The sequence below is a fragment of the Nonomuraea sp. NPDC003709 genome (assembly GCF_040610775.1).
Lineage (GTDB): Bacteria > Actinomycetota > Actinomycetes > Streptosporangiales > Streptosporangiaceae > Nonomuraea > Nonomuraea angiospora_A.
Map to the genome: position 1 here is coordinate 502,570 of NZ_JBEXMW010000003.1, position 20,444 is coordinate 523,013.

At 67.8% G+C, this 20,444-nt stretch carries 23 protein-coding genes, 1 tRNA gene and 2 pseudogenes; 17 read left to right on the plus strand and 9 right to left on the minus strand.

The window, feature by feature from the left end; genetic code table 11:
* Window positions 1-18: 18 nt before the first annotated feature.
* The gene (gene ricT / locus ABZX61_RS10975) at window positions 19-849 is read left to right on the plus strand and encodes a regulatory iron-sulfur-containing complex subunit RicT (RefSeq protein WP_350724339.1); all 831 of its coding nucleotides are present in this window, start codon (window positions 19-21) and stop codon (window positions 847-849) included.
* Between the two features lie 56 nt (window positions 850-905).
* A tRNA-Thr gene (locus ABZX61_RS10980) sits at window positions 906-982 on the plus strand.
* A 128-nt stretch (window positions 983-1,110) separates the two neighbouring features.
* Here the strand turns inward: ABZX61_RS10980 and ABZX61_RS10985 are convergent.
* From ABZX61_RS10985 to ABZX61_RS10995, 3 genes are all read right to left on the minus strand, one after another.
* Window positions 1,111-1,791, minus strand: a complete 681-nt coding sequence (locus tag ABZX61_RS10985) for a hypothetical protein (RefSeq protein ID WP_355193484.1) — start codon at window positions 1,789-1,791, stop codon at window positions 1,111-1,113.
* 195 nt (window positions 1,792-1,986) lie between these two features.
* Window positions 1,987-3,105, minus strand: coding sequence for a site-specific integrase (locus ABZX61_RS10990; protein ID WP_355193486.1), 1,119 nt, complete (start codon window positions 3,103-3,105; stop codon window positions 1,987-1,989).
* Window positions 3,106-3,200: 95 nt separating this feature from the next.
* The gene (locus ABZX61_RS10995) at window positions 3,201-3,320 is read right to left on the minus strand and encodes a hypothetical protein (RefSeq protein WP_355194061.1); all 120 of its coding nucleotides are present in this window, start codon (window positions 3,318-3,320) and stop codon (window positions 3,201-3,203) included.
* A 286-nt stretch (window positions 3,321-3,606) separates the two neighbouring features.
* Here ABZX61_RS10995 and ABZX61_RS11000 point away from each other — a divergent pair.
* The 5 genes and pseudogenes from ABZX61_RS11000 to ABZX61_RS11020 all read left to right on the plus strand — a co-directional run.
* Window positions 3,607-3,812 (plus strand): annotated as a pseudogene (locus ABZX61_RS11000) (IS5/IS1182 family transposase); the annotation flags it as partial.
* 320 nt (window positions 3,813-4,132) lie between these two features.
* Window positions 4,133-4,270, plus strand: a pseudogene (locus ABZX61_RS11005) (hypothetical protein); the annotation flags it as partial.
* Complete coding sequence (locus ABZX61_RS11010; RefSeq protein WP_355193488.1) at window positions 4,267-4,803, plus strand: hypothetical protein; 537 nt, start codon at window positions 4,267-4,269, stop codon at window positions 4,801-4,803. The pseudogene ABZX61_RS11005 and the gene ABZX61_RS11010, both read left to right, overlap by 4 nt.
* 726 nt (window positions 4,804-5,529) lie before the next feature.
* Window positions 5,530-6,969, plus strand: a complete 1,440-nt coding sequence (locus ABZX61_RS11015; protein WP_355193490.1) for a hypothetical protein — start codon at window positions 5,530-5,532, stop codon at window positions 6,967-6,969.
* Window positions 6,970-7,430: 461 nt separating this feature from the next.
* Window positions 7,431-7,841, plus strand: a complete 411-nt coding sequence (locus tag ABZX61_RS11020) for a hypothetical protein (RefSeq protein WP_350723842.1) — start codon at window positions 7,431-7,433, stop codon at window positions 7,839-7,841.
* A 150-nt stretch (window positions 7,842-7,991) separates the two neighbouring features.
* Here ABZX61_RS11020 and ABZX61_RS11025 read toward each other — a convergent pair whose 3' ends face one another.
* From ABZX61_RS11025 to ABZX61_RS11040, 4 genes are read right to left on the minus strand one after another with little or no spacing between them, the layout of a single operon-like run.
* Window positions 7,992-8,513 carry an N-acetyltransferase family protein gene (locus ABZX61_RS11025; protein WP_355193492.1) on the minus strand — a complete coding sequence of 174 codons (522 nt, stop codon included), beginning with the start codon at window positions 8,511-8,513 and terminating at the stop codon, window positions 7,992-7,994.
* A 2-nt stretch (window positions 8,514-8,515) separates the two neighbouring features.
* Window positions 8,516-8,941 (minus strand): arsenate reductase ArsC, encoded by a 426-nt coding sequence (locus ABZX61_RS11030; protein ID WP_355194063.1) that lies wholly within the window; start codon window positions 8,939-8,941, stop codon window positions 8,516-8,518.
* Between the two features lie 21 nt (window positions 8,942-8,962).
* The gene (locus tag ABZX61_RS11035; protein ID WP_355193494.1) at window positions 8,963-9,685 is read right to left on the minus strand and encodes an MIP/aquaporin family protein; all 723 of its coding nucleotides are present in this window, start codon (window positions 9,683-9,685) and stop codon (window positions 8,963-8,965) included.
* Window positions 9,682-10,065, minus strand: coding sequence for a metalloregulator ArsR/SmtB family transcription factor (locus ABZX61_RS11040; RefSeq protein ID WP_350723836.1), 384 nt, complete (start codon window positions 10,063-10,065; stop codon window positions 9,682-9,684). Before ABZX61_RS11040 ends, ABZX61_RS11035 begins: the two co-directional genes overlap by 4 nt.
* 83 nt (window positions 10,066-10,148) lie before the next feature.
* Here ABZX61_RS11040 and ABZX61_RS11045 point away from each other — a divergent pair, with 83 nt between their 5' ends.
* Entirely contained in the window at window positions 10,149-10,607 is a 459-nt protein-coding gene (locus ABZX61_RS11045; RefSeq protein ID WP_355193496.1) for an ArsI/CadI family heavy metal resistance metalloenzyme, read from the plus strand.
* Between the two features lie 140 nt (window positions 10,608-10,747).
* A complete protein-coding gene (locus ABZX61_RS11050) occupies window positions 10,748-10,996 on the plus strand; it encodes a hypothetical protein (protein WP_355193498.1) in 249 nt (82 codons plus the stop codon).
* 222 nt (window positions 10,997-11,218) lie between these two features.
* Here ABZX61_RS11050 and ABZX61_RS11055 read toward each other — a convergent pair whose 3' ends face one another.
* Window positions 11,219-12,208, minus strand: a complete 990-nt coding sequence (locus ABZX61_RS11055) for a hypothetical protein (RefSeq protein WP_355193499.1) — start codon at window positions 12,206-12,208, stop codon at window positions 11,219-11,221.
* Between the two features lie 163 nt (window positions 12,209-12,371).
* Between ABZX61_RS11055 and ABZX61_RS11060 the strand changes: the two genes are divergently transcribed.
* The 7 genes from ABZX61_RS11060 (at window position 12,372) to ABZX61_RS11090 (ending at window position 18,604) form a co-directional block, all read left to right on the plus strand.
* Window positions 12,372-13,718 carry a histidine kinase gene (locus ABZX61_RS11060; RefSeq protein WP_355193501.1) on the plus strand — a complete coding sequence of 449 codons (1,347 nt, stop codon included), beginning with the start codon at window positions 12,372-12,374 and terminating at the stop codon, window positions 13,716-13,718.
* Between the two features lie 160 nt (window positions 13,719-13,878).
* Window positions 13,879-14,514, plus strand: coding sequence for a response regulator transcription factor (locus tag ABZX61_RS11065; RefSeq protein WP_355193503.1), 636 nt, complete (start codon window positions 13,879-13,881; stop codon window positions 14,512-14,514).
* Between the two features lie 151 nt (window positions 14,515-14,665).
* The gene (locus tag ABZX61_RS11070) at window positions 14,666-15,292 is read left to right on the plus strand and encodes a class I SAM-dependent methyltransferase (RefSeq protein ID WP_355193505.1); all 627 of its coding nucleotides are present in this window, start codon (window positions 14,666-14,668) and stop codon (window positions 15,290-15,292) included.
* Between the two features lie 14 nt (window positions 15,293-15,306).
* A complete protein-coding gene (locus ABZX61_RS11075) occupies window positions 15,307-16,473 on the plus strand; it encodes a WD40 repeat domain-containing protein (protein ID WP_355193507.1) in 1,167 nt (388 codons plus the stop codon).
* 31 nt (window positions 16,474-16,504) lie between these two features.
* Window positions 16,505-17,452, plus strand: coding sequence for a phosphotransferase (locus ABZX61_RS11080; RefSeq protein ID WP_355193509.1), 948 nt, complete (start codon window positions 16,505-16,507; stop codon window positions 17,450-17,452).
* Between the two features lie 29 nt (window positions 17,453-17,481).
* A complete protein-coding gene (locus ABZX61_RS11085; RefSeq protein WP_350723819.1) occupies window positions 17,482-18,042 on the plus strand; it encodes a dihydrofolate reductase family protein in 561 nt (186 codons plus the stop codon).
* A gap of 37 nt (window positions 18,043-18,079) precedes the next feature.
* On the plus strand, window positions 18,080-18,604 hold the full coding sequence (locus ABZX61_RS11090; protein WP_350723817.1) for a DUF305 domain-containing protein: 525 nt from the start codon (window positions 18,080-18,082) through the stop codon (window positions 18,602-18,604).
* Here ABZX61_RS11090 and ABZX61_RS11095 read toward each other — a convergent pair.
* On the minus strand, window positions 18,579-19,691 hold the full coding sequence (locus ABZX61_RS11095; RefSeq protein ID WP_355193511.1) for an alpha/beta hydrolase: 1,113 nt from the start codon (window positions 19,689-19,691) through the stop codon (window positions 18,579-18,581). The two genes, ABZX61_RS11090 and ABZX61_RS11095, sit on opposite strands and share 26 nt — an antisense overlap.
* A gap of 47 nt (window positions 19,692-19,738) precedes the next feature.
* Between ABZX61_RS11095 and ABZX61_RS11100 the strand changes: the two genes are divergently transcribed.
* Window positions 19,739-20,434, plus strand: a complete 696-nt coding sequence (locus ABZX61_RS11100) for a FadR/GntR family transcriptional regulator (protein WP_355193513.1) — start codon at window positions 19,739-19,741, stop codon at window positions 20,432-20,434.
* Window positions 20,435-20,444: the final 10 nt, after the last annotated feature.

Genomic DNA, 20,444 nt, shown 5'->3' on the forward strand with positions numbered 1-20,444 from the left:
GAGCTCGAGCCCATGGGAATGATCATGGCCGTGAGCTTCACCCGTTACGGAAGGCTCTACTACCTCGATCCCGGCGAGCACAGCCCGAAAGTGGGCGACAAGGTGCTCGTGCCGACCGACTCGGGCCCCGAGGTGGCGGAGTGCGTCTGGGCGCCCCAGTACACGAGCGAGGACGTCGACGGCCTGCCCCTGTGCGCGGGCCTGGCTGGCGAGGAGCACCTGGCTCGCGACGAGACCAACAAGCGCCGCAGGGCCGAGGCCCGCAGCGTGTCGAAACGGCTGATCAAGCGGCACACGCTGCCGATGAAGGTGGTCGGGATCGACTACCTCGACGAGGACAACGTCTACACGGTCTACTTCTCGGCACCGCACCGGGTCGACTTCCGCGCCCTGGTCCGCGACCTGGCCCGCAACCTGCGGGCCAGGGTCGAGCTGCGGCAGATCGGGCCGAGGGACGAGGCGCGGCTGCAGGGCGGCATCGGGCCCTGCGGCCGCGACCTGTGTTGTGCCACGTTCCTGAAGGACTTCGAGCCGGTCTCGGTACGCATGGCCAAGGACCAGGACCTTCCGGTCAATCCACTGCGGATCGCTGGGGCGTGCGGCCGGCTCATGTGCTGCCTGAAGTACGAACACCCGCTCTACCAGGAGTTCCGCGCCTCTGCCCCGCGGGCGGGGGCGAACGTGGAGACCCCGCAGGGGCCTGGTGTCGTGGTCGGCCACAACGTTCCGTCGGACTCCGTGGTGGTGCGCCTCAACGACGGGGGGCGGCGCTGCGCCTGCTCGAAGGCCAGTGTGTGCGCGCCGCGCAAGGCGTACGACTCGACGTACGGGGATCCGGCCGAGGCGTGATCGAGGGGAGCGAGGACCCCTCCGGCTCCTGTAGACTCTTGCAAGTCGCAGAGCACGCCGCCTTAGCTCAGTCGGCCAGAGCACTTCACTCGTAATGAAGGGGTCTGGGGTTCGAATCCCCAAGGCGGCTCCAGGTCAAAAGCCCTTCCGGATCGTCCGGGAGGGCTTTTTGCTAACACCTCTGCTAACAGCTATCAGGGTCGCCCACTGGGCCCTTTTGGGCCTCGAGGTGCTGTTGTCCGTGACATGCGCAAGCGGCGCCTACGCGCAGTCGCTCACAGGTTCGCTCAGGCTGGCAGCTCCACCGATTAGAACCTGGCTCACACCATTGGCGTCCTTGATGCCGTAGGTGTCCTGGAGCGACGCGAACGAGATCTCGGCGGGGTCGGCGCCAGTCGACCAGTCCTTGCCGCCCTTTCGCACAATCGGTTTCCAGGTCGCACGTGGTGTGACAGTGAATGAGCGCTGTGTACACGGCTCAACGTTGATCTCCCAGTTCTCAGGCGCGCGTGTGCCACGCGCCAGCGACAAGAAGACGACACTTGCCATGGCGGAGTTGGCATTACGAACTGTTACCCGCAACCCCTCCGGAACGGCGTACGTCACCACGGCAACGCGGCTGACGAAGTCCGCGTGACGGCGCAACTCGTCTCGATCAACCTGCGAGCGCCATTGCCAGACCCCAAATCCAAGGCCAGCAACCGTCACGATGGCCATGACAATGTTGACGCGATCCGCCATCGGGCGGTCTGTGAGCCAAGCCAGCCCAACACCGATGGCGGCTGCGCCAAGAATAACTACCCACGTGGGGAGACGCCCGAGCCCAAGAGGCAGATCCAGGCTGTACATGAACAGTTTGCCCAAGAACTCAAGGGCTTCAATGGTGAGAGTCCCGAGGGCAGTCAATAAGTCAAGTAGTAGGTCTCCGAGCTCCGCGAGCAAGCATGCCTCCGCTGAGGTCCATGATTCACATGGCGACAAGGGGGTAACGGTGACGAATGTCAGCCAGTTCCCATTATGCGCCTTTGATCCTTCGCGGCGGCTGACGATCTGATGCAGCGGCTGCCCTCCGAACCACAACCCCCCTACGCGCCGGAGGCCCCTTGGTGATCAAGGGGCCTCTGAATCGGAAACGTCCTACAAGGTGTCGTCCAGAGATTTGGCGAAGATGTCGGCGGCGGCGGTTTCTGCGGAGCGGATCACGTGGGCGTAGACGCGGAGGGTGATCGCGGGGTCGGCGTGGCCGAGGCGGGCCGCGACGACGTGTACGGGGACGCCGGCCAGGAGCAGCAGGGTCGCGTCTACGTGGCGTAGGTCGTGCAGGCGGATCATCGGTAGTGGGTCGGTGGTGGACTTGTTATGGGCCTCTATGAGCTTGCGCGGCAGGCCCGTGACGGTCGTGGGGTAGATAGAGCCGCCCCAGGCCGTCGTGAACACGGTGTCGTCGGTGCCCTTCCAGGAGTTGCCGACGCGGGCCTTCTCGGCTTCTTGGGCCTTCTGGTGCTCGCGGAGCACGGTCGCCGTGGTGGCGTCGATGCTCATCACGCGAGTTCTCCCGCTCTTCGTGGTGCCTTCGACACGCTGACCCTCCACGACGCCCACGGAGCCCTTGATGGTGATGCGCTTGCCTTCGAGGTCGATGTCCCTCCAGCGGAGGTTGAGCAGTTCGCCGCGACGGGCACCGGTGTAGGTGGCCAAGTGGAAGAAGGCGTAGAGGCGGTGTGAGCGGGCCAGGCCGAGGAAGATACGGAGCTGAGCGGGCGTCCAGATCGTTCCAGGTGCGTCGATGCCCGCCCGCGGGCGCTTCGCCTTCTCGACGGGTGAGCTGCTGATGTACTCGTGGACGAGTACGGCGTCGCGGAAGGCGCGGCGGAGAATCGCATGGGTGTGGGTGACCGTTGATACCTTGAGCGGCTTGCCGTTCTTGCGGTCCGTGATCAGAAGATCGCGGTAGAGCTTGGTGATCGTGGACGGGCGGACCGCTTGGAGGCGCATCTTGCCGATGTACGGCTTGACGTAGAGGCGGATGCCGATCCGGTAGTCCTCCAAGGTGCCGGGCTTGATCTCCATAGCGTGATCTTCGATCCACATGTCCAGGTAGTCGGCGACCGTGATTTCGTTGCGATCGACGTACTCACCGCGTCGGGCGTTGACGCGGGCTTCATCGCGGGCGGTCTTGGCGTCGTCCTCGGTGGCGAAGCCGCCTACCCATCGGGGCTTGCTCTCTCCTGTCTCAGGGTCTCGGACTCTGATCACGTAAGCCCAGGTGGTTCCGCGCTTTATGACGCCGTCGCGTAGTTTGGGCGCCTTCTTACGCGGTTGCTCGTCCGATGCGCCGACGAGAGTCTTGGTCATGCGGCGATGTAGTCAGTGAGGGCCGAGACGGGGATGCGGCGGGCGCCGTCGATGCGGATGGAATCGACCGCGCCGGAGGCGATCAGTTGGTAGAGCTTGCTGCGGGAGATGGACAGGGCTTCGGCGGGTGAGTAGGAGCCGGGTCATGGGCGGCTCCCTACGGTGTCCTGGGCCGTCGGCGACGGTGTTCCTGTGAGGGCCGCGGCGAGGAGTTGATCGCCAGCGGAGTAGCCCTTGCCTGCTACTCCCATTCGCTGATCACCAGGACGGTGTCTTCGTCGAAGAGGGGGAGGCGTCCGTGAGTGACCTCTTCGGTGAGAACAAAGTGCTGTCTCGCTACTCGGAGCTGTCAGACCAAGGCATCCCCTTGCAGCGCCCGAAGCTCCTCGGCGCGTGCGCCGGTCAGGGATGACCTGCTGGCGGCGGCTGCGCGACTGGCACGCGGTCGGTGTCTGGGACCGGCTGCACCAGGTGTTGCTCGCCGAATTGCAGGCCGCCGGTCAGCTCGACTGGTCCAAGGCGGTGATCGACAGCTCGCACGTCCGGGCGCTCAAGGGTGGCCCAGACCCGGGCCGAGCCCGGTCGACTGCGCCAAGCCGGGCTCGAAACCCGCGCACGCCGGCCGTCGGGCAGGTGCTGGAGCTTCATGGCATGAAGCCCATGGGCCCCTAGATGGGGCACACGCGACTCGGCCGTCAGTGTCCCTGCCGTCCCTGAACGTGCTGCGACCAGTACTAACGCAGTCCAAGACAGGGACCTCAACAGCCGCTCTCAAGCTGCGATCCCAGGCAAGCGAACTATGCTCCGACCAGTCGATGGTGCTTCGCACGCCTTTCTGAGCGCGCTGCGCGCGGAAGGCAGGCTGTAACACCCTAGGGGCCCCCGGGGTTGCAGCAGGTTTTGGCGCCGGCGGGCCGCTCGGAAGGGACGGCCCGCCAGGCGAGCGATCACGAGTCTGAACCGGATGTTACGCGGGTGGGCGACCTACTCCCGCTACAGGGTCGCCAAGGCGGTCGTCCAGCACCGCTCCGTCCGGGGGCCTCGACACTATGGCCGCCGCCGGTGAAGATCAGAAGAGTTCGGTTTGCCTTTCTACGGGAGGAAGAAGTGAGCGAGTACCCCCAGGATCGCCTGTACGCCGGTGAGCTGCACATGTGGGGCAACGGGGAGTGGTTCAAGCGCAACAGGAAGCTGGACACGCCTGGCGACCGGGTGAGGGTCGGCTTCACCACCTTCTTCATTGGTCAGATCCCCGACAGAGGGCTGCGGGTGCAGTTGCCTGAGGTAGGTAGCTACGTCGAGTTGGGTGACGACTTCGGTCGGGTCAGTTGGAGTCAGGAGGGGGATGCTGATTCTGACGAGGAGTGGGAGGACGGGGATGCTGCTCCTGACGAGGATTGGAGCGATTTCTGCGCACCAGTCGAGGCGAAAGTCGTCGCCGTCAACACCGAGCTCGCCAACACTCCGGAGCTACTCATCAGGGACCCCTACGGCGAGGGCTGGCTGTTTGAGATGGAGATCCATGACCACAAGCCCAAGTCCGATTTCAATTGGGACGCGGACGGTTACGCCGAGTTCATCGCCCAGGACAGCGACTAGACCGGCAATCGCTGGGGTGCCCACCTACGTGAGCTTCTAGGGGTCCCGGTAGTAATGGCGCAGGATCCAACGGATACGCCTCTCACCTGTGCTTATCCAGCGTTCTCGGGCTGGTGGGCCAGACCCGATCCCCGCCTATCAATGCCACCCTCAGGGCTGTGCAGCTTGGCGTTGGTGGCCGGGCCGTCGTCGCTAATCGTATGTGTAACTGGTTGACTGAAGGGCGAGCAGCTCGGCGAGTGCAGCGGTGAACGGGCTGGCGGCCTGGCCGGTGGGAAGAGCGTGCCCCAGTCCTCGGGAAAAGACCAGAGGCCTGTGCGCATGAGCGGCTTCTCGGGGAGTCACAGCCACATGGCCTGAGCATCGAGGACGGCCCGTATTTCGTAAGAGAGGCGGGGTTCCGGCTTTACGCCATCCATCCTGACGGCAACCGGGACACTCGCGCAGGCGCACGGCTTGGCAGGCATTTCGCGGCGCGCCAGTGGCGCATGGACCGAATGCTTGTCAAGACGCTGAAGGTATTGCTGAATCGCCCTGCTATGGCCGCCTTGCATTCTATTGTCGCGCTCCAATGCGCACGTTTGGATCTAAAGGGCGATCTTCTGGGGCGTATCTCCAAGCGGGGGGTTTCGAATGTGTCCCAGCGTCGCTGCCTGTCCTGCCCCCGGTGCGCTCGGGGCGGGCGGCTCATCGGCCTGTGCCGTCCTCCAAAAAGGAGTCGTGATCATGACCGCATTGACCTACACCGTCTTCACCGACCCGGCGTCCGTGGAGGCGTCAGCGGCCGGACGGAGGTCCAAATCCACAGGGACGGTGTACCTGGTCATCACCAACACCGCAAGGAGGACGGATTGGTCCAGGATCGAGGTGAGGGTGCCCGTCGGCGACGGCGTTGGCGACCTCACCCCGAACCTCCCGGAGATGAAGGGCAAGTACACCGACAACCGGTGGGGAACCCAGGCGATAACCCAGGAGGTGAAGGTCGACCCGCAGCGGGACACCAACGTCTTTGAAGTCACCCCCAAGAGCGGGGGTGTAGCTTCTTTCAAACCCGGCGACTACCTGGTGCTGACGATGGAGAACGTCACCATTGCCGCCACCGCCGGGCCGGCCGTGCTGACGGTGAGAGAGAAGACCGAAGACGATGACGGGGAGCACACCCGCTACACGTCGGTGGCACTGGTCAAGACCGCTCCGAAGGAGATTCCGGCGCCGCGTGACTTCCACCCGGACAAGGGCATGGTGGGCGTCGGCGAAAACCTCACGCTGAGCTGGGAGGGGTCCCCCGAATTCGACTACAAGATCCTGTTCCCCGGCGGGCAGAAGGACATTTCCTCGGACGGGCGTACCTGGACCCCGCCCGACGCGCCGAAGCGGGCCACCACCTACACGCTCGTCGCCACCGACCCCGTCACCCAGAAGCAGCACTTCCTCACCACCACCGTCCAAGTGCGCTTCCCCGTCCTGGAAACGCTCACCGCCACCACCGGCATTGACACGCCCTGGGTCCAGGGGGCGGCGGACGGAAAGAAGGGGCGCGTCACCTTCACCGGTACAGGGGTGGAGATCTCGGACAACTCTGGTGGGCGGGGGACCGTGACTGCCGACAGGGCCGATCTCAACGGTGTGAACACCGGGTGGGTGCAGGGGAGGAGCGCCGACGACGGGAAGATCACCTTCCCCAAGGACGGGCTCGACGTCCGCAACGGAAGCGGGGCATGGGGAACCGTCCACGCCGACAAGGCCGATCTCAACGGCATCAACACCGAATGGGTACAGGGAAGAAGCACCGACGACGGATGGATCGGCTTCTCCAAGGACGGGCTGGACGTGCGTAAGGGAGCCGGGCACGCCTGGGGAACCGTGCACGCCGACAAGGCCGATCTCAACGGCATCAACACCGAATGGGTGCAGGGAAGAAGCACCGACGACGGATGGATCACCTTCCCCGTGGAGGGGCTCAAAGTCCACCGGAAGGACGACAGCCACCTGACTCATCTGGACGTCGGTTATGCGACTCACGACATCGTGAAAACCAGAATCGTGCGGGGACTGACTGACGGTGAAGGATGGATCAGCTTCCGCAAGGAGGGCCTGAACATTCGCCGGGGGCAGGGCACGGAACGGGGAACTCTGTTCGCCGCCAAGACCGAACTGAAGGAATGAGGCCAAACGGCGTCCAGCGCCCTGCCGAATGGATCTCAAGGGATCAAGGGGCGGTGGCGCAGGGCGCCGTCACCCAGCCGTGAGCCTGTCGCCCACCAGGCATGCGGCCTGGGACCGATCGGGTCGGCAAAGCCGCGCTGAGCCGCGTCTTTGTCCCTGGCACCCGAAGGTCTTGCCAACCCGACTGGGTGACGAAGTGGGTGACAACGAGGAAGTTCGATCATGGACGTCCACGGACTCTGACGGACGGCAAAAGGCAGGTCACCTCCTCGGCGGGGGAGGATGAGCAAGTCCTTGATTTTGCTCGTAATGAAGGGTCTGGGGTTCGAAGCCCCAAGGCGGCTCCAGGCCAAAAGCCCCCCGCGTGATCGCGAGGGGCTTTTGGACGTCTAAGGATTCCCTGGCAAGGTGGTGTCGGGACGCGGGTGGTCGCTTATGGCCACTTGTGGGACAGTGAGCCCGTGGAGCCAGTTGATCAGAAGAGGTCGTGGTTTGACGCTCTGACCGTGCCGCAGCGCGTGATCGTGGTCGCAGTATCAGCGGTGGGTCTCGTGGGCGGGATGGCGCTGTTGCTGATGAATCCTCCCCACGACCTTGCCGCGTTCTTCCTGATCTTTGCTTTTGTCATCTCGGCGGCGGCTGTTCTGCGGAGCATTCCCTGGGTTCGAGCACGCCTCGGGGGCGGGTCTCAGCTCTGGCTGGGGTTTGCCTTGACCTTCAAGTCCCTGTCCGGTGAGCTCACGACGCCTGCGTTTCAGGTCGCTGGACTGATCCTGGGTATTGGCCTGTTGACTCATCTCCTTGTGCTTGCGGTGATCAGAGATCGGAGACTGAGGCAGGGACGTCGGCCAACCACGGCACAGGTTCACTGATCGCCGAAGATTCGATCCATCGCCACTGCGCCCTCCTTCAGGCAGTAAACGCGAAGGGCCGACCCCATCCAAGTCGGCCCCCTTTCCGGCTCCCAGATGAGACCCCGACGTCGGGGAAGCCTCGAACTGCGGCCGGACCCGGTAGCGAGGTCAGGTGACGATGGGGCTGCGACGTTCAATCAGTAGGACGTCCCGCCAGATCCCGTGGTGGCGGCCGATGCGTTCGCGGATGCCGATCACCCGGAAACCGGCGCGAGCGTGCAGGGTCAGGCTGGCGGTGTTTTCGGGGAAGATGCCGGACTGGATCGTCCAGATGCCCGCGGCCTCCGTGGAGGCGATCAGTGCCCGCAGCAGCGCCAGGCCGACGCCACGGCGGCGGGCACCGGGGTGCACGTAGACCGAATGCTCGACCACCCCGGCGTAGGCGCTGCGGGCCGAAACGGTCGATGCGGCGATCCAGCCGAGTAGCCGATCAGGCGTGCCGTCGAGGGTGCCGAGGGCGACGTGGCGGTGGTCGGGCAGCTTGGATGCGTCGAACTGGGGCCAGGTCGGGGCGGTGGTCTCGAAGGTGGCCTGGCCTTCGTCGATGCCGAGCCGGTAGACGGCCAGAACCTGATCGGCATGAGTGGCACGCATGGACTCGATGACCGGCCCGAGGGCCGTCCCGTCCACGCTCACCTGGTCGCCGTGTCCGCGGCAGTGGAGGTGAGGTCAGAGATCAGCGCACGTACGCGGGCCTCGATCGCGTCGCGGATCGGGCGCACGGCTTCGACGCCCTGGCCGGCCGGGTCGACCAGCACCCAGTCCTCGTAGCGCTTGCCGGGAAAGATCGGGCAGGCGTCGCCGCAACCCATGGTGATCACGACGTCGCTGGCCTGGACGGCATCGACCGTGAGCACTTTGGGAATTTCGGCGGAGATGTCGATGCCACGCTCTGCCATCGCCTCCACCACGGCCGGGTTCACCTGATCGGCGGGCGCGGAACCGGCCGAACGCACGCGTACCCGATCGCCGGCCAGGTGGGTCAGGAAGGCGGCGGCCATCTGGGAGCGGCCCGCGTTGTGCACGCACACGAACAACACCTGCGGCGGCGCGTCGATCTGGTTCGGCACGGGTTCCTCCTATCGAGGCTGGTAGGCGGAGCCGGGGACGGGCTCCGCAGCGGGCTGCGGGCTGTTCGGGTAGAGCGCGACCAGCAGCAGGCCGCCGAGCGCGGCTCCGGCCAACTGGGCGACGATGAAAGCGGGCACCGAAGCAGGAGCGATCCCGGCGAAGGTGTCGGTGAAGGCCCGGCCCAGGGTGACAGCAGGGTTGGCGAAGCTCGTACTGCTGGTGAACCAGTAGGCGGCGCCGATGTAGCCGCCGACCGTGACCGGGGCGAGCGCGGCGCGGCCTTGCCGGGCCAACGCGAAGACGACCACGATGAGCCCCGCGGTGGCCACCACCTCACCCAGCAGCAGGTGAGGGGCCGACCGGTCATGAGCCGAGATCTGAACGGCCGGGAGCGCGAACATGGCGTTCGCCAGGACTGCCCCCGCGACGGCTCCGGTGACCTGGGCGGGCAGGTAGGCCGCCACTTCTCGTCCGCGCATCGCCGGGGCAGCGTCGCGTCGGGTGAGTACCCAGGCCGCCACGGAGACGACCGGATTGAAGTGCGCGCCGGACACGGGCCCGAGGATCAAGATGAGCACCGCCAGACCTGCCGCCGTGGCCAGGCTGTTGGCCAGCAGTTGTACGCCGACGTCACGCGAAAGATCGGTTGCCATGATGCCGGAGCCGACCACCACGGCCACCAGGGCGGCGGTGCCGGCGAACTCGGCAAGCGCCCGGCGCGCCAGGTTCACCGCGCGTCCGCGACGAGCGTTTCGGGCAGGGCCAGTACGCCGGTCAGGCGCTTCAGCGTGGCCGGGATGATCCAGTAGTAGACCCAGGTGCCGCGCCGCTGGCTGTCGATCAGGCCGGCCTCACGCAACACTTTGAGATGATGCGAGATCGTCGGCGCGGTGACCGCGAAGGCAACGGTCAACTCGCACACGCACACCCCGTCGCCGATCTGCCGGCCGCTCTCCTGCGCGCCGATCAGGGACAGCAGCCGCAACCGGATCGGGTCGCCGAGCGCCTTGAACACGCGAGCCATCTCCGCGGCCTCGTCTTCAGCGATCGGCTCCGCGATCAGCGGTGCGCAGCACTCGGAGGCGAGCACCGGCAGCTCCTGTTTCGACATATCTCTAATTTGACAGATTCCTAAGCAGTGGCGCAAACTCGGCACTACTTAGACATCCGTCGAAACAACGATGGGAGATCGTCATGTCTCGCGTCCAGCTCGCCCTCCGTGTCGCCGATCTGGAGAGCTCGATCACGTTCTATTCCAAGCTGTTCGGCACCGAACCGGCCAAGCGCCGCCCCGGCTACGCCAACTTCGCCATCGCCGAACCCCCGCTCAAGCTGGTGCTCATCGAGGGGGAGGAGGGCGAGCCGACCCGCATGGACCACCTCGGCGTCGAGGTCGAGGACACCGCCCAGGTCAACGCCGCCACCCAGCGGCTCAAGGACGCCGGGCTCGCCACCTTCGAGGAGAACGACACCTCCTGCTGCTACGCCCTCCAGGACAAGGTCTGGGTACACGGTCCTGGCGCCGAGCCATGGGAGGTGTACGTGGTCAAGGGCGACGCCGACACGCTGACCAGGGAATCCGATCCGGCCTGCTGCACCCCGGCCGGCGAGCAGGCCACCGAGCCGGTCAGCGCCTCGGCCAACTGTTGCTGACTACAGGCTTCTCTTCTCTCGCTGTGGCCGGCGCGCTACAGGCTTGCAGGCCATCCCTGTAGGCGCGCTCTTCTGCGAAGCTGGGCACGCTGAGCTGCATCTTTGTGCCTGGCACTCGAGGGTCCCGGCCGGGTGACGAAGTGGGTGACAACGAAGACGTTCGATCATGGACGTCCTCGGTCTCTTCGAGAGGGCGAGCGCTCAGGCCAACCGTCTCGGCGTTACTCGCATCGGGGTTCCCCAGCAGCAAGGACACCTTCGTCAGGCTGGACGCGCTGACCCAGAAGGTGCGCAAGGGCGGCCGCATCATCAACGCCGACGGCCGCCCGGAGATCCTCGCCGCGTCCGTGGACGTGCCCCGGAGACGCCGTACTGGCGCGATGCCCTAGGACGCCGCGGCCGGCTCGGGTGCGCCGCCGGGTGCCGGGGGCGGCTCGCTTGGCGCGGGGTTGGCTGGAGGCGTTGAGCGGAGCGTCTCCTGGTATGTATGCCCAAGATCTGGATGAGGATCGGATCTCCCATCCGGGATCCTCTCGTGACCAACCTGCGGCGCTCCCACGCTGACACAACCGCGCCACCGCGCACACGCACCCGGCCACGGTCTGGGTTGGTCAAGCAGGGCGATGGATCCGACTAAGGAGGGCCAGTAGGACGGTCATGACGAGTCCGAGCGCGGCCAGCGACAGGCGGTCGGTGGTGTTCTCGCCGTTGGCGATCACCCCGAACACGGTGTGCGCCACGAGCGCACCGCCGGCCAGCGCCAGGCTGTGCCGGTCGTGCCATCCGCCGGGTGCCGTCCATCGGCGCAGCAGTACCGCTGCCACCACCGCCAGGAGCGCCGCAGCCAGCATCGGGACCGCCACCCAGCCGCCTTGGGTGAAGGCCGGGTGCTGGGCGCCGCCGAAGGGGAACAGCAGCGCGAGATATCCGAACGCCATCACCCCGGCCAGGCACGCGACGACCGGCGGCGCGGGAACCGTCCGGGGCGCGGCGGCCGGCACGTCCGTCGGGCGGGGGACGAACCGCAGCGCGAGCACCGCGAGCACCGCGATCGCCAGCACGAACGCCGCCAGCACCGCCGGCGGGGCCTGGTAGCCGGGGTCGATGAAGGCCGTCGTCCACCGCAGCAGCAGGGCGCCCAGTACGAACACCACCCCCGCCACGACCACCCCGGTCCGCCCCAGATAGGGACGATGGCGGAGATCCGGGACGATGAGATCCACCAACAGGATCGGCAGCGCCACGCTGAAGACCGCGTGGTACGGGATGTTCAGCTCGGTGTAGGCGCTGTTGAGGCCGAGGATCCTGGGCGCCCAGTCGGCCACGCCGTAGATGGTCGGGCTGGTGAGCGCCTGCAGCGCCAGCCCTTCCTCCACGATCCCGTACGCCGCCCCGAGCAGCAGGATGGCGAGCCAGCCCCGGCCGGTACGGCGTACCAGTTCGCGGATCAGTACGGTGCCGGCGCCGTAGATCGGCACCCACAACAGCAGCAGCCACGCCTGGCGGAGGGGCGGATTGCCGAGCGTGAGCTCGGCGACGACCGGGGTGAGCCCGGCCAGCAGGAGCGCGGCCCACCGGCCGCGTGCTCGTGAGGTGACCATGCGCTTACGGTCTCCCGCGGCGGGCGCGGGGCGCTGCTGCCGTCAGGCCGGTCCTTGGCCTCTTCGGTCGCTTCCGGGTGGTGACTTTGGTTGCCATGGTGGGGCGGTGATGGTGACCTTGGTTGCTTACCAGGTGTAAGGCCGGCGGATACGATCTGCAGTTGTGTTCGCAGCACAGGCACAGGGCCAGGACGGGGGCCGCCGCGACGGCGAATCCCGGAGGCGTGGAGAAACCGCAGGCGACGACGGCTCGGGACGGGACCGCGCAGCCGGGAGCGGTGGCGAGGGCGCGAGCGGTGGCGAGGCCGGGAGCGGTGGCCAGGGCGGGAGTGGCTGGGGATCGGGGGCGGGAGCGGTGGCCAGGGCGGGGCGGTCGCGGCGTGATTGGGCGGTCGGGGCCGGTGGCATCGTGCTCGCCGTGGCCGGGGCCGGGGCGGTGGTCTGGGGGGATCTGGTCCCGGGGACGCCCGGCTGGTATCTGTGGGCCGACGTGGTCGGCGGGGCTCTTGCGTGCGTGGGACTGTGGCTGTGCCGGCGGTGGCCGGTGGCCGCTTCGCTGGTCGTCATCGCGCTGTCCGTCCCGGCCGCGGCCGCGTCGGTGGCCGCGGGGATCGCCACGCTCGTCGCGGCGCTGTACCGGCGACCGCCGATGGCCGTCGCGGTGGGGGTGGCGTGGGTGGCGGCGACGCTGGTCAGGTTCGCCTGGCGGCCGCCGGGGCTGGCGTCGTATCCGGTGTGGGCGCTGGTCGGCGTGCTGTTCGGCGGGGCGATCACCGGCTGGGGCATCCTGGCCAGGACCCGGCGGGAGCTGCTGGCGTCACTGGCGGAACGGGCCCGCCGCGCCGAGGCCGACCAGCGGCTGCGCGCGGAGGAGGCCCGCCGCGCCGAACGCCTCGGCATCGCCCGCGAGATGCACGACGTGCTCGCCCACCGGCTGTCGCTGCTGGCGGTGCACGCCGGGGCGCTGGAGTTCAATGCCGGTGCCAGGCCGGACGAGGTCGCCGAGGCGGCCGGGGTGATCCGGACCAGCGCCCACCAGGCCCTGCAGGAGCTGCGCGCGGTCATCTCCGTGCTGCGCGAGAGCTCGTCGGCCGAGCTCCCGCTGACCGGGCTCGCGCCGCTGGTGGAGGAGTCGCGGCGGGCCGGGATGCGCATCGAGCTGTACGAGCACGACGTACGCTTCGCCGACCTGCCGGAGACGACGCGGCGCACGGCGTACCGTGTCGTGCAGGAGGGGTTGACCAACGCGCGCAAGCACGCGCCCGGTCGGCCCGTCACCGTCGTGGTCTCCGGCGCGGCCGGTGGGGAGCTGACGGTCGAGGTGCGCAACCCGCCGGCCGCCGGGCGGGAGGCGGCGGAGCTGGCCACGACCGGGGGCGGGGCCGGGCTGGCCGGGCTGGAGGAACGGGTTTCGCTGGCGGGCGGGCGCCTGGAGCGGGGACGTACCGAAGGCGGCGGGTTCCGGCTGGCGGCGCGGCTACCATGGCCACGTGAGCGGCCCCATGAGTGAGCCGGTGAGCGGGTCCACGGATCCGCCCGTGAGTGGGTCTGCGAGTGCGGCCGGGGGTGGGGCTGCGGGTCCGCCCGGGGGTGAGTCTGCGGGTGCGGCCGGGGGTGAGGTTGCGGGTGCGGCCCTCGGCGGGTCCGGGGGTGCGTTCGCCGCGATCCGGGTGCTCATCGTGGACGACGACGCGCTCGTCCGTACCGGGCTGACGTTGATGCTCAAGGGCGCGCCCGCCCTCCAGGTGGTGGGCGCGGTGGCCGACGGTGCGCAGGTCCAGGCCGCGGTCGGCGAGTACTCTCCCGACGTGGTGCTGATGGACATCCGGATGGCCGGCGTGGACGGCATCGACGCGACCCGCAGGCTGCGCGCCCGCCAGGACGCGCCGGAGGTCATCATCCTGACCACGTTCGACGCCGACGAGCACGTGTTCCGGGCGCTGCGCGCGGGAGCCAGCGGGTTCCTGCTGAAGGACACGCCGCCCGAGGGGATCGTCGAGGCGATCCGGCGCGTCGCCGCCGGTGAGCCCAGCCTGTCGCCGAGCGTCACCCGGCGGTTGATCGCCCACCTGGTGCCCGAGGAGGACAACCGGCGGCGGGCCGACGCCCGGCGGGTGCTGTCGGCACTCAGCGAGCGCGAACGGGAGGTGGCGCTCGCGGTCGGGCAGGGCAAATCCAATGCCGTCATCGCCGGTGAGCTGCACATGAGCGTGGGCACGGTCAAGGGCTACATCTCCCGCATCCTCACCAAGGCGAGTCTGGACAACCGCGTTCAGCTGGCCCTGGTCGTCCACGACGCCTCATAGGACAGCGCCGGCCGGCTCCGGCCTCGTGCCGCCGTCCGGCGAGGCCGCGCTGAGCCGCATCCCTGGCGGTCGCAGGTCCTGCCGTTCCCAAGGCGGCTCCAGGCCAACGGGTGCCTGTTGTCGAAGATCCTTCGTAGGGCATCATGGCGCGATGAGCGTGCGCTACGACGACGTGATCGGCCCCCTCCGAACGGCATATGACGATGGCGCCGAGCGACGTGAGGTCAGCGGCAAAGCCCCGTGGAAGCTGGCGGAGCGGGAGGCGTTCCTGAGCCGTCTGCAGGGCGACCGTCGCGGGCGACTGCTGGAGGTCGGCGCCGGAACGGGCCAGGACAGCGCGTACTTTCAGGAAAACGGCCTGGAAGTCGTGGCCGTCGATCTGTCGCCTGCCATGGTGGCTCTCTGCCGGGAGAAGGGCATTGAAGCGCATGTCATGGACTTTCTGAGCCTCGATTTCGCACCGTGTTCGTTCGACGCGGTGTACGCGCTGAACTGCTTGCTGCATGTGCCCAACAGCGACCTTCCAGCGGTACTGGATACGATCCACACGCTGATGCGGCCCGGTGGCCTCTTCTTTCTCGGCGTGTACGGCGGAGGCAGCGTGACGGGTGAGGGTCCCTTCGAAGGGGACGATCACCATCCTCCTCGGTTCTTCTCTTTCCGCAGCGATGAGCAGCTCCAGGAGTACGCACGCAAGACTTTCGAGGTGGTGGATTTCCACATCGTGGGATCTGACAAACTCCGGTTCCAGTCGCTCACGTTGCGGCGATCTGGATGATCAGCTTTGGGACTATGAGGGGAATCCGCAGGGTGTCGGCCAGAGCGATCGCAATCGGCGCGTTGATGATCGTCGGATTGTCTGATCCGGCAGCGGGAAGCGACTTCGCGTCCGGCGAGCAGGTCAGTACGGCTGTCGTGGCCTCGTCGCGGGCCGATGTCCCGCCCCTCGGCACGCCCATCGGCAAGCCCCTCAAAGGGCACACAGCCCAGGTGGAGGCGGTGGCGGTGGGCAAGCGCAGCGACGGCACTCCGGTCATCGTCTCCGCCGGCTACGACAAGACCGTGCGGATCTGGGACTTGGACACCGGAAAGGCCCTCGGCAAGCCCCTCAAGGGCCACAAGGGTGAGATCTACGATGTCGCCGTCGGCAAACGCAGCGACGGGACCCCGGTCATCGTCTCCGGTGCCGCCGATGACATACGGATCTGGAACCTGGACACCGGCAAGCCGATCGGCAAGCCCCTCAAGGCTCGGAACGGGCTTGTCTGGGCGGTGACGACCGGCAGGCGCAGCGATGGCACCCCGGTCATCATCTCCAGCGGTGACGCCCTGACCAGGGACGTCGAAATCTGGAACCTGGACACGGGAAAACTCATCGGCAAGCCGTCCGTCAATCCCTTCGCGTTCACGGTCACCCAACTGGTGACCGGTAAACGCAGCGACGGCACCCCTGTGTTCGTCACGGGCGCGACCAACGGCAGGGCGCGCATCTGGAACACGAACACGGGCAAGCCCCTCAGCAAATCTCTCAGCCGATGTGGCATCTGCCTGGTGGAAGGGCTCGCCGTAGGCAAGCGCGGCGACGGCACTCCGGTGGCCGTCACCAGTGAAATCCCGCCAGGTCCCGCCGAGGAAGGCGGCACCCCCAAGAGCTCTATCCGGATCTGGAACCTGGACACCGGCAAGCCCATCGGCGAATCCATCACCTCCCGGAGCGAAACCACCATGGAGGTCGCGGTCGGGCAGCAAGGCGATGGCTCCCCGGTCATCGTTTCCGGCGATGGCGACGGGAGCCTGTCGGTGTGGGACCTGGACACGGGAGATCGCATCGGCGGAGTTTTCACCGGGCACACTCGCGCGATATTCGCGCTGGCGATCGGGAAACGCAGCGACGGCACCCCTGTCGCCATTTCGAGCGGCCTCGACAAGACCATCCGGGTGTGGAGTCTGGGCGCTTGAGGATCCACGGCACAGCGATGAGGGGCATGTGATGGATGGTCAGCGGTTCGCCGAGATCGCGCGTGCGGCCTTCGGGAAAGGGCGCCGGCCGGCAGGGGTCGAGCGGCTCAAGGGTGGGAGCAAGAAGGGCGTTTATCGGCTCTCGTTCGACGACGACGGGCCCGGCGCGATCGTCTACGTCTGGTCCCAGGAGGAGGACTTCTGGCCCGCCGCGGCGAACGCCGACGCGGAGACCCCGTTCGGCCATGCGTCCGGGCTGCGGTTCTTCGAGGTCGCCCATGGGCGGTTGAGCGGCCTCGGGGTGCGGGTGCCCGAGGTCTACCTGGTGGACCGGCCGGGCGACGTCGTGGTGGTCGAGGACGTACGCGGCGGGACGCTGGAGGCGTTGCTGCGCGACGACCCGGCGCGGGCGGGCCGCGTGATGGATCGGCTGGCGGAGAGCCTTGAGGCCATGGGGCGGGAGCGGGCCCCGTGGGTGGGGAAGATCGAGGGGATCCGACGGCGATCCGCGGTCGAGGTCGTGCTGGAGCACGCGCTGCGGGACCTGGACGAGGCGGCCGTCCGGGTCGGGGGGATCGGCGCGGTCCGGGAGGAGTTCGAGAGCGCGCTGCGGGAGATGGCCGCGGGTGTGCGGCCGCGCGTGGATCACGGGCTCATCCACGGGGAACTCGGGCCCGACCACGTGCTGGTGGACGACCACGACGCGCCGGTGCTGATCGACATCGAAGGCACGATGTTCTTCGACGTCGAATGGGAGCACGTCTTCCTGCGGATCCGGTTCCACGAGCATTACGAACGGCTGCGCGTCGACGGGCTGGACGAGGGCCGGCTGAGGCTGTACGAGCTGGCCCAGCATCTGTCGCTCACCGCGGGGCCGCTCCGGCTGCTCGACGGCGACTTCCCGGACCGGGAGTTCATGCTGGGGATCTCGAAGTTCCACAGCGGGGAGGCGCTGGAGTTCCTCACGAGAAGGCGATGAGTTCCGCGGGCCGGAGCAGTCTTAAGGGCATGCGGAAAATCATCTACTCGATGCTGATCTCCCTCGACGGCTACGTGGAGTCCCCGAACGGCGACATCGGCTGGTCCGCGCCCGACGAAGAGGTCCACGCGTTCATCAACGACATGTCCCGCGAAATGGGCGGATCCCTGTACGGCCGGCGCCTCTACGAGAACATGTCCGCCTACTGGCCCACCGCCGACCAGAGCCCCGACGCCCACGCGCTCGAGGTCGACTTCGCCAGGATCTGGCGGGCCATGCCCAAGTACGTCTTCTCCAAGACTCTCGACCAGGTCGGCTGGAACAGCACGCTCGTCACCGGCGACCTCGAGGAGGAGGTGACCAGGCTCAAGCGGCAGGACGGCGGCGACCTCGACCTGGGCGGGGCCACGCTGGCGTGGAGCGTGCTGCGGCTCGGGCTGGTGGACGAGTTCCGCATCTTCGTCCACCCGCTCGTGCTGGGCGCGGGCAAGCCGTTCTTCCCCCAGCTCGACGCCTCCATCAGGACCCGGCTGCTGGAAACCCGGGCGTTCCCCTCGGGGATCGTTTACCTTCGCTACGAAGTCACGTAGCCTGACAGGAAACCCTTAGGAAGGTTTCCTATCGATTATGCGCGCGCTGCCCGCCTTAGCGGCCCTGCTGCTGATCACGGCCTGCGGCCCGGCCCGGACCCAGGAGGCCCCGGTCAACGCCGAGGACGTGATGTTCGTGCAGATGATGGTGCCGCACCACCGGCAGGGCATCGAGCTCGCCAAGGTAGGGGCGGAGCGTGCCACCACGCCGGAGCTCAGGACGCTGGTCGCGGCCATCGCCGGCACGCAGCAGAGTGAGGTCGAGCGGATGCTGCGCTGGCTGCACTCCTGGGACCAGCCGCTCACGCCCCCGAGCGGTGCGCACGATCACCACGGAGGCATGCCCGAGACCGACGTCAAGCGGATCCAGGCGCTGCGGAAGTCCAAGAGCTTCGAGCACGACCTGCTCAACCTGCTCATCGCGCATCAGGACGACGCCGTGCAGCTGGCCGCCGCCGAGGTGGCGGGCGGGGCCAATCCGGCCGTTCAGCAGTGGGCGGGGCAGGTGCGGACCTCGCGCAAGGGGCAGATCGAGATCATGATGAAGCTGCTGAAGCGGTGAGGAAGTCCCGGAGGGCCCGCTCGTAGCGAGCCCGGTCGACGTTCCAGGAGCCCACGTGGCCGCCGCCCTTCGTGCGTACGAGCGTCACCAGGTCCGGCCTGAGCTTCGCGAACCGCAGCGAGGGCTCGACGGGCACGCTGGTGTCGTCGTCGTCCACGAAGAGCAGGATCGGCTGCCTGAACTCCTTCGCGTGCCGCACGTGGTCGAGGTCGTCGAGCGAGATCCCCGTACGCCGCTCCACCACGAACTTGCCCACCGAGGCCAGCCACCCCGGCACCCCCCGCTGCCGCGCCCCCAGGTCGATGGGCGCGTTCCAGTCCATGACCGGGCTGTCCAGGATCAGGCCCTTGATCGGCTCGCCGGGTAACATCCTGGCCGCCATCGGGGCGATGCCCCCGCCCATCGAGAACCCGTACAGCACCACCCCGGTCGCCCCCTGGCCGCGGGCGTAGGAGATGGCCGCGCCGACCTCGCGCCACTCGGTGGCGCCGAGGTGGAACTTGCCGTCCTCGCTCGCCGGCGCGCCCTCGTCGTTGCGGTAGCTGATCGCCAGCACCGGGATCCCCAGCGAGTGGAGGACGGGCAGGAAGCGCAGGGTCTCGGAGGCGTTCGCGTTGCGGCCGTGCACGGCGATCACCCAGGTCCTGGAGGTGCCGGGGGTCCGCCAGGCGGGGAAGTCGCCTAACTCGCCGCGGATCGACACCCTCTCGTACGGCAGGCCGAGCGCCGAGCGCGGGTCCTCGTGACCCCAGATCCAGCGGTCGAGATACGCGTGGACACCCGGTGCGAGCGTGCCCCGCCGCACGCGGGTCACCTCCCTGACGACCGTGGAGCCGGCGACGGAGACCACCGGCCCCAGCGTGGCGTTGCCGTCGCGCCAGGTCAGCCCGTACGTGCCGGGCGCCGCGGTGTCGGAGCCGCCCTTCAGCGTGACCTTCGAGCCGTCGAAGGCCACCACCTCCAGCGGGTACGATCCCCCGTGCGAGGGGTCGATCACCAGCCCGGAGTAATACCAGCCCGCGCCACCCAGCCCCACCAGCGCCAGGACCGCCAAGACGGCCGCGATCCACGCCAGCACACGTCTCATGACGAAATCATAGACGCCCACACGAATAAGTGATTAGATCACTTGATATGTCCGGGGTAACGCGGCCGACGCTGTCCGACGCTCTGACCGAGCGCATGCTGGAGCTCATCCGTACGGGAGGGCACCGGCCAGGCGACAGGCTGCCCTCGACCAGGGAGCTCTCCCAGCGTTTCGCCGTCACCACCCCGACACTGCGCGAGGCGCTGCGCAGGCTCGAGGCCACCGGGGCCATCGAGATGCGGCACGGCTCCGGCATCTACGTCGGAACCGACATCGAGCGGGTCGTCCTGCCCAACCCCAACATGCGCGAGATGCACGCCGCCCAGCTCCTGGAGCTGCTCGGCGCGCGGATCGTGATCGAGCCGCCGCTCGCCGCGATGGCCGCGCACAACGCGGACTCCGAGGAGCTGGCCCCGCTCAAGCGGGTGCTCGAAGAAGCGGGCAGGCACCTGCGCGGCCACGACGCCCTCCTGCACGACGCGAACATGTCCTTCCACCGGGCGACGGCCCGGCTGGCCGGCAACAGCGTGCTGCACGAGGTCGTCGACTCGCTGCTCACCGTCCACGGACCCGAGCAGCAGGAGATCCTGCAGATCTTCGACGACCGGCGCCGCGACTACGACGAGCACCTGGCGATCCTGGAGGCCATCGAAGCACGCGACGCGGCGCAGGCCGAGGAGCGCATGCGGGCCCACCTGGTGGACGTCAAGACGGTTATAGAGCACAGGTTGCAATCCCCCTGAAGAAACAAGG